This window comes from Petroclostridium sp. X23 (genome assembly GCF_030013905.1).
Lineage (GTDB): Bacteria > Bacillota > Clostridia > SK-Y3 > SK-Y3 > X23.
The window spans coordinates 1,701,318-1,716,536 of the sequence record NZ_CP124862.1 but is presented as its reverse complement, the minus strand read 5'-3'; the positions used below and the strand labels follow the sequence as shown (position 1 = coordinate 1,716,536).

Here is a 15,219-nt window from a genome sequence, read left to right as displayed (position 1 = left end):
CTGCCCCTACAAAACCTATGTTGAGAGTATCATTAGTAAAAGAGTATTTATCTAATAAGCATTTTATGATAATATAGTTACTGTTAAAATAGTACTTAAAAGCAGGTGAAATGATGGAGAATACAATAGATATTCTTGGTGTACATATAGATTTTGTTACGTTAGCGCAAGCAGAAGAAAAGATATGGCGTTTCTTAAAAGAGGACAAGCTGCATATGGTTTTTACGCCTAATTCGGAGATGATTATGGTGGCGATGAATGATCCGAAGCTGCAAGAAGTACTGAATGCGGCTAATCTGAAAACTGCCGACGGAATTGGTGTTGTTCATGCATCAAAGATCTTAGGCAAGCCTTTAAAGGAAAGAGTGGCAGGTTTTGACCTTGCAAAAAGAATCGTTGAAAAGCTACCGCAAACGGGTCATTCTCTGTATTTACTTGGAGGTGCGCCGGGGATCGCCGAAACGGCTAAGCAAAATTTAGAAAAACAGTATACCGGTATTAAGATAGTGGGCTTGCATGACGGTTATTTTGATGTGCAGGAAGAGCAGCGCATTATTCGTGAGATCAATACCTTGAAGCCGGATATTGTTTTCGTTTGTCTGGGAATGTCCAAACAAGAAAAATGGATTTATGATCACCGCAATGAGTTGAAAACAAAACTCTGTATGGGTATTGGAGGCAGTTTGGACGTATTCGCGGGAAAAGCACAGAGGGCACCCGATATATTTATCAAATTCGGTTTGGAATGGTTCTATCGTCTGATCAAAGAGCCATGGAGATATAAAAGAATGATGGCACTGCCTAAGTTTGCGGTTACGGTATTTTTGAAAGGAAAGAGGCAGAAGTGAAATTGGGGGGATTCGCATGGAAACAAAATTAAAAGTAAGATTACTGCAATACACACCTGAACCTGAAAAGCTGATTGCTTCTGCGGCAAAGCTTTGCTATTCGAGTTCAAATATTGAAGATATTATGGATGGATTAACGGAAGAAAAAGTAGATAACTTTTTAAATATGCTTGTAGATATAGGGCACGAAAGTCCCATTGAACATGTTAGCTTTACATTTGGAATTGAAGGAGTAAGCAGAAGTCTGCTGGCGCAAATTACTCGGCATCGTATCGCCAGCTTTAGTGTAAAGTCTCAACGTTATGTAAGGGAAGGCCAGTTTGAATACATCGTACCTGTAGAGATTGAAGCAATACCTGAAGCCAAAGAAAAATTTATACAGGCGATGGAACAAGACCAGCAAAATTATAATGCGCTTGCGGATATTCTCATGAAAAAGCATTATGAAACATTTATCAGTGAAGGGAAAACAGAAAAACAGGCAAGGCTGATGGCGGAAAAAAAGGCGATAGAAGATGCCCGGTATGTTCTTCCCAATGCGTGCGAGACAAAAATGGTGGTTACCATGAATGCACGCAGCTTGCTAAACTTTTTTCATCATCGCTGCTGTGAAAGAGCGCAATGGGAAATAAGGGAACTTGCTGTACAGATGTTAAAGCTGGTAAGAGAAGCGGCTCCGACGCTGTTTAAGCATGCCGGACCAAAGTGCTTGGCAGGTTCATGCCCCGAAGGTAAGATGAGCTGTGGAAAAATGAAAGAAAAGAGAGAGTTGTTTGAGAATTTATAAATCAAGGAGAGTAGGATGAAAGCGATTGTTGCTGTTGACTTGAATTGGGGGATTGGCTGTGGAGATAGTTTATTAGAGCGGATTCCGGAAGATATGGCATTTTTTAAGCAAATGACATTAGGTAAGATTGTAGTCATGGGCAGAGGGACTTTTGAGTCATTACCCGGCCGACAACCGCTAAAGGATAGAATAAATATTGTTTTGAGCAGGAATCGATATTTTAATCATAATGGAATGATAATATGCCATTCGGTAAATGAGTTATCTGATGAACTGAAAAAATACCCTGCCGATGACGTATTCGTAATTGGAGGAGAATCAGTATACACACAGCTTTTACCCTATTGCACGGAAGTTTATGTAACCAAGATTGAGAATAGATATAGGGCGGATAAGTATTTTGTTAATTTAGATAAAGAACAAACATGGGAAATGGTATTCAAAAGTGCCCCCAAGAACTATAATAATGTTCAATATAGTTTTGAAAGATATGTAAATGTTAAAAGGTGTAATGAAATAAGCTTTGGGAGTCTATAGTGATGGAGAAAAAAGGATTATATGTAGTGTTTGAAGGTCCTGATGGTTCAGGTAAATCGGTTCAAGCCCAAAAGATTGTAGAACGTATGAAAAAAATAGGGTTGGATACCATCCATTATCGTGAACCGGGCGGGGAATTGGGCAAGCAAAATACCATTGGAGAGAAGATACGGGCGCTTCTTCAGGATAAGGAAAACCATATCAATGCGATGTGCGAGCTGCTTTTGTTTACTGCCAATAGGGCGCAGTTGATAGATGAGATCAAGGAATATACAAATCAGGGGGTCAATGTGATTTGTGAGAGGAATTTTCTATCATCCATTGTGTATCAGGGATATGGGCGAGGAATAGACATTGATTTGATTATTAACGTAACACAGCTGTTTGTAGATAAACTTCCGGATTTGGTGATACTTTATAAGGTAAATACGCAGGAAGGTTTGCAAAGAGTAACAAACCGGGGCGAAAAGGACAGGATAGAAAATGAATCAAAGGATTTTCATTTCAGAGTATTTGAAGGGTATGAAAGCTTAAAAAGTGTATGTGATAAGCTAGGAATTCCATGCGTTATTATAAATACTACCGATAAAAAATGGGATGAATATGAAGAAAGTGTACTGCGAGAAATCATACAAAAACAGCAGAGCTAAATTATCTCTGCTGTTTTTGTATGATGCTATCAATTAAGTTTTCATAATATTTGCGACTAAGATTCATTGGTACTAACGTCCATAACAGTTGTTTTACTAACAAGGGTTGTTTTTCTTGCCCGGAACATCATATAGGAGCCGATCAAGATAAAGATGATTCCAAACGCAGTATTAAGAGTGACTGTTTCACCTAGTATCATAAATGCCAATACAGGTGCTAAGGCCGGTTTAATAAAAAATACAATAGATGTCGTAATTGCGGACGTTTCTTTCATTGCCATAAAATAGAGTACATATGCCAGTCCAGTTGCAACAACTCCTAGGTAAAGTATACATAAAATATTGGGAGTGGTAATGTTCTTGGTGATGGGGATTTTTGCAAATAACAAATATGCCAGTACGATAGCGTCACCTATCAAAAAGGTAAAGCAGTTTAGAACCAAGCCACCGTATCGTTCCATTCTTTTCTTACTAACTACACTGTATAATGAAAAAGCTATGGAAGCAAGCACTGAAAGAATAATACCTTTTAGATGTCCGTTTAGAGAGGACGGATCCAGAAAAAAACCTATCCCTATTAAGCTGATCAAAAATGAAAGCACCATCTTTTTATTCATATTCTCTTTTAGAATCACGTAAGCAAATGGGATTGTGAATATTGGGTTAGTGCTGAAAATAACGGCAACGGTTGATGCCTTTGCATTTGCTACTGCCATTTGGAAAAGCCCCATACTCATAAAAACACCAATAAAACCTGTTAGCATAAAAAACAAAAAATCATTTACATTAAAATGTAGTTTTCTTTTCTTGATGTCATAAATGGCAAATGGCAGAAGAATAAGACTGCCGATCAAAAATCTTAAAAAGTTTAATTGGAAGGGGTTTATCCCTTGTGTCATTTTCACTGCAATCTCAATCGTACTGAAAGCTATACCGGTTAAAATAATATATAAATATCCCTTTTTCAAATTAATGCTCCTATCCATTGAATATTTAAGTTGGTTGTAACTGACTCTATAAAATTATTGTAAACATATTATACAATATAAATCTTAAAAAGCATATAATATAAATTAAAATAGGCTAGTATTCCCAGCAAGTATATGCTATAATCGTCTAAGGCGATGGAGTTCGCCTTTAACCGCAGAAATGCTAATGACTCCTACTGATAATATGAATGGTTTATTATCGGTAGGAGTTTTGTTTTTCGATTCTTTAATGACTAAAATGAATGGAGGACAGCCATATGGCAATAAGTTTGGCAATCATGATTTTACTAGGTTTATTAGCGAATACTCTTTTTACGAAATTTAAAATGCCGGGACTTTTAGGGATGTTGATTGTTGGCGTGATGATCGGTCCTTATGTATTGAATTGGCTTGACCCAAGTTTGTTAGAAGTTTCAACTGATTTTAGGCAGATCGCATTAATTATCATTCTGCTTAGGGCCGGTTTGGGCATCAGCAGGGATGCCTTGAATAGAGTTGGAAGTACTGCAATTAAATTAAGCTGCATACCGGGATTGATGGAGGGTTTTACCATTGCTTATATATCTACCAAAGTTTTCGGCTTTTCATTTATAGAGGGAGGAATATTAGGATTTATCATCGCGGCAGTATCTCCCGCTGTCGTTGTTCCGCAAATGCTTGAGTACACCGAGAAACGAATCGGAACGAATAAGGCAATCCCAACGTTGATATTAGCAGGAGCTTCCATAGATGATGTGTTTGCGATAACGATATTTACTGCTTTCTTAGGATTATACAGCGGCAGCCATATGAACATAGGAGTTCAAATATTAAAAGTACCTGTGTCTATTATATTAGGTATTGCGATAGGTCTTGTGATCGGATTAATGTTCGTAAAAATATTTAAAAAATATCATATCAGGGATACAAAAAAAGTGTTATTTATTCTTGGGGCCGCAATCTTGCTTACTGCCGTGGAAAGTGTATTGAAGAATACGATAGAAATTGCAGCGTTGCTGGGAGTGATGGCTGTGGGTTTTATTATTCTTGAAAAGAGTCCGGCTGTAGCCAAAAGACTGGCAGTAAAATTTAATAAAATATGGATATTTGCTGAGATATTATTATTTGTCCTTGTTGGAGCGCAGGTTAATATTAATGTTGCTTTTAATGCAGGCCTAAGAGGATTGGTTATTATATTCGTAGGCCTTATCGCACGCAGCCTGGGTGTTGTTTTGTCTACGTTAGGTACAGATTTGAATTGGAAGGAGAGGCTATTCTGTATGATCTCTTATACACCCAAGGCAACGGTGCAGGCTGCGATAGGAGCCATTCCGTTATCATTAGGAGTAAAATCGGGAGAGGTGATTTTAGCAGTTGCCGTATTATCTATTTTGATTACAGCACCGCTAGGCGCTATTGGCATAAAAGCATCTGCCAAAAGATTTTTAACAGTAGAAGGAAAGGATTCTTTATAAAAAACTTGCCTTATAAATAGGATATTTTGCTTGTATAAGTAAATCATAAAGACAGTACTCTCTGTGAACTGTGAACTGTGAACTATGAACCATAAACTTATGCAAGGAGGATTATAATGAGCGTAGATAACACGATGAATGATATTTTTATCCAGCAGCCTACATCATATTGGATTGCTTCGACATCAGAAACAACTTACTCTTCATTGGAAAAAGATATTGAGGCAGATGTGGCCATTGTAGGTGGTGGAATGGTAGGGATTACATGTGCATATCTTTTGAAAAAGGAAGGATTTAAGGTTGCTGTCATTGAGGCAGACCGGATCGTGCAGGGAACATCTGCAAAAACTACCGCTAAAATCACATCACAACATGGATTGATTTATGAGAAAATAAAAAGTCAAATGGGAGAAGAGAAAGCCAAACAGTATGCGGATGCTAATGAGTCAGCCATACATATGATAGCGAAGCTTGTTAAGGAGAAAAGCATAGATTGCGATTTTGAATGGCAGCCGGCCTATGTATTTACGCAAGAAGATAAATATGTAGAGAAGATCATGAATGAAGCTAAGACGGCTTCGGATCTTGGTATCCAGGCGTCCTATCTGGAAGAAATCCCTCTGCCTTTTCCGGTGAAGGCAGCAGTAAGGTTTGATCACCAAGCGCAGTTTCATCCTCGTAAATATTTGCTTTCGCTCGCCAAGGAAATTCCGGGAGCAGGATGCCATATTTTTGAGATGACAAGAGCGGTAGATATACAAGAGGGAGCTCCGTATAAGATCATAACAGATAAGGACATCAAGATTACTGCTCCCAGAGTCGTCATTGCGTCCCATTATCCGTTTTGTAATTTGCGTGGGTTATACGCAGCGAGAATATATGTAGAACGGTCTTACATTCTAGCTGCGAAAGTAAAAGAGGAATTTCCTCAGGGGATGTTTATTAATGCCGAAAATCCTACACGTTCTCTCCGGTCGCAGAAATATAAAAACGATAGGCTTGTGCTTTTTGCAGGAGAACACCATAAAACAGGTCAAGGAGCAAATACAATACATCATTACAAAAACTTGAAGGATTTCGCTCAGCAAAATTATACCGTAGAGGATATTCCTTATCGTTGGTCTGCACAAGATTGTATGACTTTAGATGATATTCCGTATGTAGGATTGTATACATCAGATACACCTGACTTATATGTTGCTACAGGTTTTGGCAAGTGGGGCATGACAAATAGTACGGTATCTGCGATGATGATAAAGGATATGATTGTAAAAGGCAGCAGTCCGTGGGAACCTGTGTACAGTCCTTCGCGGTTTACGCCGGTCGCGTCTGCCAAAAACTTTATAGTAGAAAATGCAAATGTTGCTAAAGAGCTGATAGAAGGAAAGCTTATCCCTGTTCCGGATGAATTGGATATTCAAAATGGAGAGGCAAAGGTGATTGGTATTGAAGGGAAAAAGGTGGGAGCATACCGGGATGAAGAAGGAAAGCTGCATCTTGTAGATACTACTTGTACCCATCTGGGGTGTGAACTGCACTGGAACGCGGCAGAGAGATCATGGGATTGTCCGTGCCACGGTTCCAGATTTACCTATGACGGACAGATCGCGGAAGGTCCGGCATTACACCCTTTAAAAAAACTTTTTCAACAGCAGAATCAGTGATCTATGTCGATGAAACTCTTATTAGATAGTATTTTAGAGAACGAACTTTAGACTTGTAATATACCAAGTTATATATTACGCTAACAGTTAAGATACCGTAGGGGCGGACGACTCTGTCCGCCCGCAGATAGGTAATAATGCAGCGGGTGGACAGGGTCGTCCACCCCTACGATAATAAAACAGATATATTGAAACAAGAATTAACATATTGGTTAATAAATAGCTTTAAAGTTTTTGTCTATAGAGTAGATAAAGATTACAATTAATTTATAAAAATACAAATTATAACTATAGGATAAGACAGAATATTGTTGAGCAAAATAGTAATGTAATCTTAATCAAAGTTTGATAAGGAGGATTCTTATGCGTGAAGGATTAATACCAACAGTTCTCGGAGCAGCAGTTACAGCAACAGGTGTTGCATTAAGAGTACAGGATATGAACAAAAAGAAAGGTATGAGAAGTGATGAGATCATGCCTATGGTTGGTGCAGGATTATTAGGACTGGGAATCGCTCATATTGCGTTAGGAGCTATCGACCTTGTTCAACATAGAGATTAAGACTTAAAAAAGAGTAAGGGTTTGGGAATCCGAACCCCTTACTCTTAAATAAAAAAACGGTAAGTTATATGTCTGAAATAAATGCCGCTACAAGATCCGGGTCAAACTGGGTGCCGGCACATTTTTGTATTTCGGCAAGCGCTTCTTTTTCAGATTTAGCTTTCCGGTAAGACCGATCACTGGTCATAGCGTCATATGCGTCGGCGATTGATAATATACGGCATTCCAGTGGAATATCTTCTCCTTTAAGACCAAGAGGATACCCTTTTCCATCCCATCTTTCATGATGTCTAAGGATCCAGTCGGCAATATGGGTGAGGTCTGGGGAAGCCATGGCAATACGGTATCCGATTTCAGAATGACGCTGCATTTCTTTTAATTCATCAGCGTCAAGTGTACCGGGTTTAAATAAGATCTTATCCGGAATACCTACTTTTCCGATATCATGAAACTGAGCCAATAAACGCAAGTCATTGATTCTAAACTCAGATAGACCGACGTTCTTTGATATTTTTTCTACTAAAAATTGAAGTCGTTCTGCATGTCCTTCTGTAATAAAGTCCCGTTCCTCTAAAGCTTTCATAAGTGTTTTCACAATTGCACTTCTTTTACTTTGGCTGCTGTGCAGCTTTTCTTTATACATCATGTTATCGGCTTCTTTCAAAACGTCTTCCATTTTAGTTGATTCATTCTTTTTAACAGCATATCCTATTGATAGGCTTAGATATAGTTCGTGATCCTGTTTATTATGGTTTTCTATATTATGTTTGATACTTCTGTAAATTGCTTGCAGGTATGTCTCTGTAGTATTTTCAATCAAAATAGCAAACTCATCTCCGCCGATTCTAAACAGACTATGTTTACCGGATAGTGACTTTTCAATCACTTTGGCAGCGTCAATAAGTATGTTGTCGCCGCTGTCATGCCCCATCGTATCATTGATAAGCTTTAGTCCGTCAAGGTCACATAACAGCGCACCGGTACGACCTAAGTTATTACTATCTAAATGCTGTACTACCTGTTCAAAATAGGTACGATTGAATACATTTGTAAGAGCGTCGTGCAAACTTATATACTTTAATCTGTTTTCCACATGATCTCTTTCCTTTATCAAATTATCTATTGTGGATACCATAGTATTGAATTTATTGCTAAGTTGGAAAAATTCATTGATGTATTTATATTTGCACCTAACATTATAATTTCCGTTTTCAACCTCCTTCATGGATTCTATCAAATTATGGATTACGCCGCTTAGATAGTTGGAAATAACTATACTGATAATGATCGCAAGAGTGATACTTAATAAGGCAACGATAATGGTTTTATGCTTTATAGGTTCAATTTTATTTTTAATCGCTGTTTCCGGGATAAAACCTATAAGTTTCCAGTTAGTATGCGGGATGGTGATATAGCCGATAAAAGTAGATTTGCCATTGATGGTTGTATAAATGGATCCCTTGGTTTGAGAATATACTTGTTTTAACCATTTTTCGTTATTGATAACCGTGCCAGCCAAAGACGGGTCGGGATGGGTAATGATGTATCCGTTTTGGTCTATAAGGATCGCATAACCGCCTTGCCCGAAGTACATATTATTCACAATGTCAGATAGCTTGTACAGTGAAGTATCTATCGCGAATACCCCAATAGGACCTTTGGGCGAATCAATCAGCTTAGTAGCGCTGACTACTATTTTATTTGATATATATTCTAAGTATGGCTCGCTCCATGCAATTTGTCCCGGATTTGTTTTGGCGGCGATGTACCACGGTCTTATCCGAGGGTCATAGCCTGTGGGTGGGATCCAGTCACCGGCAACATAGATTTGACCGTCTTCTGTTCCGGTATAGATATACCATATGTCGTCATTAAATTTCTCATATTTTAGCCATTCTTTTTGAGTTTCTTTAATCAATTCCGGATTAGAGAGTATATAGGGCAAATCAGTAGTAGCTAATATGACTTCAATAGTTTTTTCAATCTTTTCAATATGATATTTAATAAAGTAATCATTTGCATGCTCCATTGTTTTAAGAGTAGACTCTTTTATTTCATTAATAAGAATCTCTTCCGTATGTTGATAAGAGATAACTCCTGAAATAGTAATAGGTACGATGATCAGTATTAAGAATGTTATGATTAGTGTATTTTTTATACTAATTCTCATATTTATATTATCTCCTGCATATTAAAAAAATGTCCGAACACCATACATATCATATTTCGACATTTTTAACCGTTATCTAAAGGATATTACTTAAAAAGTTCTAGGAATAAAAACTTATTTATAAATATCTGTAAAACTACTTTACACTCCTGAGTTTGACACTTTAACAAAATAAAAATCCTGTAAAGCCTTGATATGAAGGGTTTTGCAGGATTTAATATTTGTGTAAAAAGTGCGTACTTTTTTATTTTTTCGTTTCTTTAAAACTTTTTTCATCATACTTGTTGTAACAATCTGATAGTCCGTGAGAAAGCCGAAAGCTTCATGTAACGCGTCTGTAAAATCAGTTCTTGTGTAGGTTGGAACATAGCCTTTGCCTTTAATGTAAAAGAACTCCATATCTCTAAGTCCAGAAATAATCTCATGACAGGTATAATTTTCATTGAGCTTCTTTTCGAGTAGCCTATAAAGAATTAACGATATAAAGCTAGTGGTAAAATGTGCTTTAATCCTGTCATCATTGCTTAAGTACACGGGTGGTGCATTGAATTCGCTTTTCATATGAAGGAACGCTGTTCGTCTTTAGAAATAATTTTGGACTGTTCAAAAGGGACAAGGCTTTTCCTTGTTTGCTCCTTTTCTCTCTCGTTTAATTTCCGAATATATTCTTTAGCCCACTGATATGGATCAGCACCATTAAGTTTTTCTCTGAGTTCAGTTTCAGTTCCAAGCTTTTCGACAATCTTGGAGGAATTTGATTGAGTTTTGCTATTATAAATAGATTTAATTACATAGAGTGAAGCTGAATTTTTAGATTTGGTTACCTTAAGTCTCGTTTATAATATCGCCTCCTTACCATATATTATAACACAGTGCGATATATAAAAATGATAAATTTGACAAAAAAATAAGCCCATTTCAAGGCTTTTACGGATTTTTTCTCTATTCAACTGTCAAAGACCTGTAATTACTGATATGTAAATATTTATCAAACATTGTGGATTTACTAAATGCAATATTCAAAATATCCTTTACAAATAGAAAATATAGGAGTATAATCAATAATAGAGTTTTAAAATTTAATAGTTAGCTAGGGGTGCCGTAAGGCTGAGAGGGAGAAATCCTAACTCTTTGAACCTGAAGTGGTTAAGACCACCGTAGGGAAGCATAAGTCTGACTTATATTTCGATTACAAGCTTACCTTCGGGTAAGCTTTTTTATTTTAAAAAAAATTGGGAGGTGAAACGATGGAAATCACATTGAATGGGAAAAAGGAAGTGTTAGATAAAGAGATGACACTTCTTGAGCTTATTGAGTATAAAGGTTTGAATCCAATATCGGTTGTAGTAGAATATAACGCTAATATTGTTAAAAAAGAAGAGTGGGATAATATCAGCTTAAAAGAAAACGATACTTTAGAAGTTTTAAGATTTGTAGGAGGGGGTTGAGACAATGCAGGACCAATTAAAGATAGGGGAAACTACACTGGACAGCCGTTTGTTTGTAGGAACCGGCAAATATTCTACTGATGCGCTTATTCCGAAAGTGCTTAAGAAATCCGGTGCACAGGTTATTACTGTTGCACTCAGAAGAATAGATTTTGATTCGCAAACAGATAATGTCTTAAATTACATCCCTAAGGATGTCCAGTTGCTGCCGAATACGTCAGGTGCCAGAAATGCGGAGGAAGCCGTAAGAATAGCAAGACTTGCCAGAGCTGCAGGATGCGGTAATTGGATTAAAATTGAAGTCATATCCGATAACAAATATTTGCTGCCTGATGGATATGAAACCATAAAGGCTACAGAAATACTAGCTGCAGAAGGGTTTGTAGTACTGCCTTATATCAGTCCGGATCTGATGGTGGCTAAAAAGTTGGTAGAGGCAGGAGCAGCAGCCGTAATGCCGTTAGGAGCACCTATAGGGACTAACCGGGGCTTAAAGACCAAGGAATTAATTAGAATTTTGATTAACGAAATACCTTTGCCGGTAATTGTAGATGCCGGTATCGGCAAGCCTTCCGATGCTTGTGAAGCAATGGAGATGGGGGCTGCCGCATGTCTGCTTAATACAGCGATCGCAAGCGCAAATGACCCGCTATTGATGGCGGAAGCTTTCGGAAACGCGGTAAAAGCAGGACGGTACGCGTATCTTGCGGGATTAGGTGCAACTGCAGATTATGCACAGGCATCTTCACCATTGACGGGATTTTTACATGAATAGATTATTAGTTCATAGTTTACGGTTCACGGTTCACAGTAAAAGTAAGCCGAGTTGCAGGAGATTGTGATAAAGTCGGATTCAGCACATAGAAGGAGTGAAGCATGGGGACGGACCTACTGCTGCGCTTGCTTTTTAGAGAAGCTGTAGGTCCGTCCCCATGCTTTGCGACTGACCAATTAAGCACCTTATCGCGTTTTTCTATACAGGTCTATCATCATTGTGAACTGTAGAGCGTTAACTAAATAATGTAAAGAAGGAATGACAATGAGCTTTTACAATGAATATTTAAAATACAATGATTTAAGTTTTGAAGACTTTTTTGAATCTGTTACCGATCATCAAATTAAAAGCATCATTCAGAAAGAAAGACTTAGTGTAACCGATTATCTAGCCTTGCTCTCTCCGCAAGCAGAGAAACATTTGGAAGACATGGCACAAAAAGCACATAGACTAACAGTACAACACTTTGGTAAAACGATCTTGCTTTATACTCCGATGTATCTATCCAATTATTGCACCAATCAGTGTCTATACTGCGGCTTTAATACTTCTAACCACATTCATAGAAAACAGTTGACATTGGATGAAGTGGAGACCGAGGCGAAAGTGATTGCAGAAACAGGACTTAAGCATATTATTGTCCTTACAGGCGATGCAAGAAAGATCGCTTCACCTGAATACATAAGCGATTGCATCAGGATATTGAAAAAATATTTTACCTCCATCGCAATAGAGGTTTATGCATTGGAGAAAGATGAATATGCCCAGGTTATTGAGGCCGGAGCAGATCTATTGACCATATACCAAGAGACTTATAATGAAGAACTGTATGATCGTATTCATCTTAAAGGCCCTAAAAAGGATTACCGTTTTAGACTGGATGCGCCTGAAAGAGCTTGTCAGGCGTTCATACGCGCTGTGAATATCGGAGCGCTTTTGGGATTGGATAGCAACTGGAGAAGAGAAGCCTTTTTTACCGGACTTCATGCCAATTATCTGCAAGACCGTTTTATGGATACGGAGGTTAGTATTTCATTACCCCGGATTAGGCCACATGAAGGAGGATTTGAGCCGGGTTGCGTCGTGAATGATAAGAATATGGTACAGATGATGCTGGCATTTAGATTATTTATGCCCAGAGCCGGTATTACTATTTCAACAAGAGAAAATGCACAATTTAGGAATAATATCATCCGGTTAGGGGTTACAAAAATGTCTGCAGGTTCTACCACTGCCGTTGGAGGACATACGCAAAAGGAAGAAAACACAGGACAGTTTGATATTTCAGATGAAAGAAATGTCTCGCAGATGAGAGAAGCGGTGTTGAGCTTAGGCTATCAGCCGGTATTTAAAGATTGGCAAACGATATAAAATGGACAGTGTACAATGTACAATAGACAATATTAAGAGCTATATAAATAGCACTAAATACATTACAGGCGGGCTTAGAAGAAAAAATGTGACATGGGGACGGTTTTCATGTCATAACGGTTTTGGGTGACAGGAGAACCGTCCCCGTGTTGCACGTGTTGCATGTTGCATTTTTGAGCGAAGATGTAATGTACTTAGTGTGGCGTATATAGCTATAAAGAGGGAGTATATGAATAATTTTGAAAAGGCATTGGTTACATATATCGGTCAAGAAAATTTAGAGAAGATTCAATCAGTTAGAATCGGTATCGGGGGTGCCGGAGGATTAGGTTCCAATTGTGCTTTTAACCTTATCCGAAGCGGGTTTAAACATTTTACTATCGCTGATTTTGACGTGGTAGAGTACACTAACCTCAACCGACAGTTTTTCTTTTATCATCAGGTGGGAAAACCAAAAGTGCACGTGCTGAAGGAGAATTTACTGGCAATCAACCCGGATGCGAAAATAGAGGCTGTACAGGTCAAACTGGAAGAAGAAAACTTGAGCGGTATATTTGAAGACTGTGATATTATTGTTGAAGCTTTTGATAAAGCGGTGTACAAGAAGATGATAGTAGAAAGCTACCTAAAATCAGAGAAATTGCTGGTATCCGCGTCCGGACTTGCGGGATGGGGAAACAGTGATGCTATAAAAGTTCATAAGGTGAAAGAACGGTTTTATATTGTTGGAGATTTGGTGTCGGAAGTAGGGGACAGTCTGCCGCCCATTTCACCAAGGGTAAATATTACCGCTGCTAAGCAAGCCGATGTAATACTAGAATATGTCCTTGGAAAGGGGTGATAACATGGATAAGATTTATAGGATCATTGATGCAAACATCAATCGTGTTTCGGAAGGATTACGTGTTCTAGAAGATCTGGCAAGATTTTATTATGAAGAGTCATTAGTAACAGAAGAAATAAAGAAGATGAGGCATAGAGTAAGAAAAACCGTGAGTTCACTTTCTTCTGAGTTGTTAGGTCAGAGAGACGCGGCAAATGATTTAGGATTTGACATCTCACAGAAGAATAATATGGATAATAAGACCAATATAAAAGAATTGATTGCAGGAAATTTCAAACGGGTGCAAGAAGGGTTAAGGGTCATAGAAGAAAACCTTAAGATCGCTGGAAAATATGAATTCTCTAAAGTATATGAAATGTGCAGGTATGATTCATATACCATTGAGAAAATGTATTATGCCAAATTTAATACAACCATTAAGAAAAACGTCCTGAACACAGACCTTTATTGTCTTACTGCTGAAGAATATTCCGGAGGCAGAAACAATATAGAGGTAGTAAGTGAGATGATTGCAGCCGGAGTTGAAGTCATACAATACAGGGAGAAAGATAAAAAAGCGCTGTATAAGTATGAGGAATGCAAAAAAATCAGAGAACTTACAAAGCAGGCAGGGGTTACTTTCATTGTTAACGATGATATAGACATCGCACTGCTTGTAAAAGCAGATGGGATACACATAGGACAGGAAGACCTGCCTATAGAAAAAGTAAGAGAACTGGTTGGGGAGGAAATGATTATCGGACTGTCAACCCATTCACCTATGCAAGCGCAGGACGCTATTGAGAGAGGTGCGGACTATATAGGCGTGGGCCCGATATTTAAGACCTTTACCAAAAAAGATGTTTGTGACCCGGTTGGACTGGAATATCTGGAATACGCTGTTAAAAGCGTAAATATTCCTTTTGTAGCCATCGGTGGAATCAAGGAGCATAATGTAGCAGAAGTAGCTAAACGCGGGGCAAAGTGCATTGCGATGGTTACGGAGATCGTAGGTGCGAAGGATATCAGGCAAAAGATAGAGGACGTAAGAGAAGTGATTAAGTGCAGTTAATAGTGAACAGTTAATAGTGAATAATTAATAGTGAATAGTGTGTATTGAGTAGTGATAAAGTAGAGTAAAT

General features: G+C 38.1%; 15 protein-coding genes and 2 riboswitches. Of the genes, 12 read left to right on the top strand and 3 right to left on the bottom strand.

The window, feature by feature from the left end:
* Positions 1-110 precede the first annotated feature (110 nt).
* Genes QKW49_RS08410 through tmk form a run of 4 tightly spaced genes read left to right on the top strand, consistent with a single transcriptional unit; the run spans position 111 to position 2,822 of the window.
* Positions 111-848 (top strand): WecB/TagA/CpsF family glycosyltransferase, encoded by a 738-nt coding sequence (locus tag QKW49_RS08410; RefSeq protein ID WP_282867103.1) that lies wholly within the window; start codon positions 111-113, stop codon positions 846-848.
* Between the two features lie 16 nt (positions 849-864).
* Entirely contained in the window at positions 865-1,635 is a 771-nt protein-coding gene (gene thyX / locus QKW49_RS08405; protein ID WP_282867102.1) for an FAD-dependent thymidylate synthase, read from the top strand.
* A 15-nt stretch (positions 1,636-1,650) separates the two neighbouring features.
* Positions 1,651-2,172 carry a dihydrofolate reductase gene (locus QKW49_RS08400; RefSeq protein WP_282867100.1) on the top strand — a complete coding sequence of 174 codons (522 nt, stop codon included), beginning with the start codon at positions 1,651-1,653 and terminating at the stop codon, positions 2,170-2,172.
* 2 nt (positions 2,173-2,174) lie between these two features.
* Positions 2,175-2,822 carry a dTMP kinase gene (gene tmk / locus QKW49_RS08395; RefSeq protein ID WP_282867098.1) on the top strand — a complete coding sequence of 216 codons (648 nt, stop codon included), beginning with the start codon at positions 2,175-2,177 and terminating at the stop codon, positions 2,820-2,822.
* Positions 2,823-2,878: 56 nt separating this feature from the next.
* Here the strand turns inward: tmk and QKW49_RS08390 are convergent, their stop codons facing one another.
* A complete protein-coding gene (locus QKW49_RS08390; protein WP_282867097.1) occupies positions 2,879-3,790 on the bottom strand; it encodes an EamA family transporter in 912 nt (303 codons plus the stop codon).
* Between the two features lie 143 nt (positions 3,791-3,933).
* Positions 3,934-3,994: riboswitch (Fluoride riboswitch) on the top strand.
* Between the two features lie 74 nt (positions 3,995-4,068).
* Between QKW49_RS08390 and QKW49_RS08385 the strand changes: the two genes are divergently transcribed.
* From QKW49_RS08385 to QKW49_RS08375, 3 genes are all read left to right on the top strand, one after another.
* Positions 4,069-5,265, top strand: coding sequence for a cation:proton antiporter (locus QKW49_RS08385; RefSeq protein ID WP_282867096.1), 1,197 nt, complete (start codon positions 4,069-4,071; stop codon positions 5,263-5,265).
* Between the two features lie 116 nt (positions 5,266-5,381).
* Positions 5,382-6,929, top strand: a complete 1,548-nt coding sequence (locus tag QKW49_RS08380) for an FAD-dependent oxidoreductase (protein ID WP_282867095.1) — start codon at positions 5,382-5,384, stop codon at positions 6,927-6,929.
* Between the two features lie 363 nt (positions 6,930-7,292).
* On the top strand, positions 7,293-7,490 hold the full coding sequence (locus QKW49_RS08375; protein ID WP_282867093.1) for an asparagine synthase: 198 nt from the start codon (positions 7,293-7,295) through the stop codon (positions 7,488-7,490).
* 64 nt (positions 7,491-7,554) lie between these two features.
* Here QKW49_RS08375 and QKW49_RS08370 read toward each other — a convergent pair whose 3' ends face one another.
* Positions 7,555-9,660, bottom strand: a complete 2,106-nt coding sequence (locus QKW49_RS08370) for an HD domain-containing phosphohydrolase (protein WP_282867092.1) — start codon at positions 9,658-9,660, stop codon at positions 7,555-7,557.
* A 141-nt stretch (positions 9,661-9,801) separates the two neighbouring features.
* Positions 9,802-10,221 (bottom strand): hypothetical protein, encoded by a 420-nt coding sequence (locus QKW49_RS08365; RefSeq protein ID WP_349239098.1) that lies wholly within the window; start codon positions 10,219-10,221, stop codon positions 9,802-9,804.
* 521 nt (positions 10,222-10,742) lie between these two features.
* Positions 10,743-10,841, top strand: a riboswitch (TPP riboswitch).
* 66 nt (positions 10,842-10,907) lie between these two features.
* Here QKW49_RS08365 and thiS point away from each other — a divergent pair.
* The 5 genes from thiS to QKW49_RS08340 all read left to right on the top strand — a co-directional run bounded on the left by thiS (position 10,908) and on the right by QKW49_RS08340 (position 15,149).
* Positions 10,908-11,108 carry a sulfur carrier protein ThiS gene (thiS, locus tag QKW49_RS08360; RefSeq protein ID WP_282867091.1) on the top strand — a complete coding sequence of 67 codons (201 nt, stop codon included), beginning with the start codon at positions 10,908-10,910 and terminating at the stop codon, positions 11,106-11,108.
* 4 nt (positions 11,109-11,112) lie between these two features.
* A complete protein-coding gene (locus tag QKW49_RS08355; protein WP_282867090.1) occupies positions 11,113-11,883 on the top strand; it encodes a thiazole synthase in 771 nt (256 codons plus the stop codon).
* Positions 11,884-12,147: 264 nt separating this feature from the next.
* Positions 12,148-13,254, top strand: coding sequence for a 2-iminoacetate synthase ThiH (thiH, locus tag QKW49_RS08350; protein WP_282867089.1), 1,107 nt, complete (start codon positions 12,148-12,150; stop codon positions 13,252-13,254).
* 229 nt (positions 13,255-13,483) lie between these two features.
* Entirely contained in the window at positions 13,484-14,095 is a 612-nt protein-coding gene (gene thiF / locus QKW49_RS08345) for a sulfur carrier protein ThiS adenylyltransferase ThiF (RefSeq protein WP_282867088.1), read from the top strand.
* The gene (locus QKW49_RS08340) at positions 14,076-15,149 is read left to right on the top strand and encodes a thiamine phosphate synthase (RefSeq protein ID WP_349239097.1); all 1,074 of its coding nucleotides are present in this window, start codon (positions 14,076-14,078) and stop codon (positions 15,147-15,149) included. Before thiF ends, QKW49_RS08340 begins: the two co-directional genes overlap by 20 nt.
* Positions 15,150-15,219 lie beyond the last annotated feature (70 nt).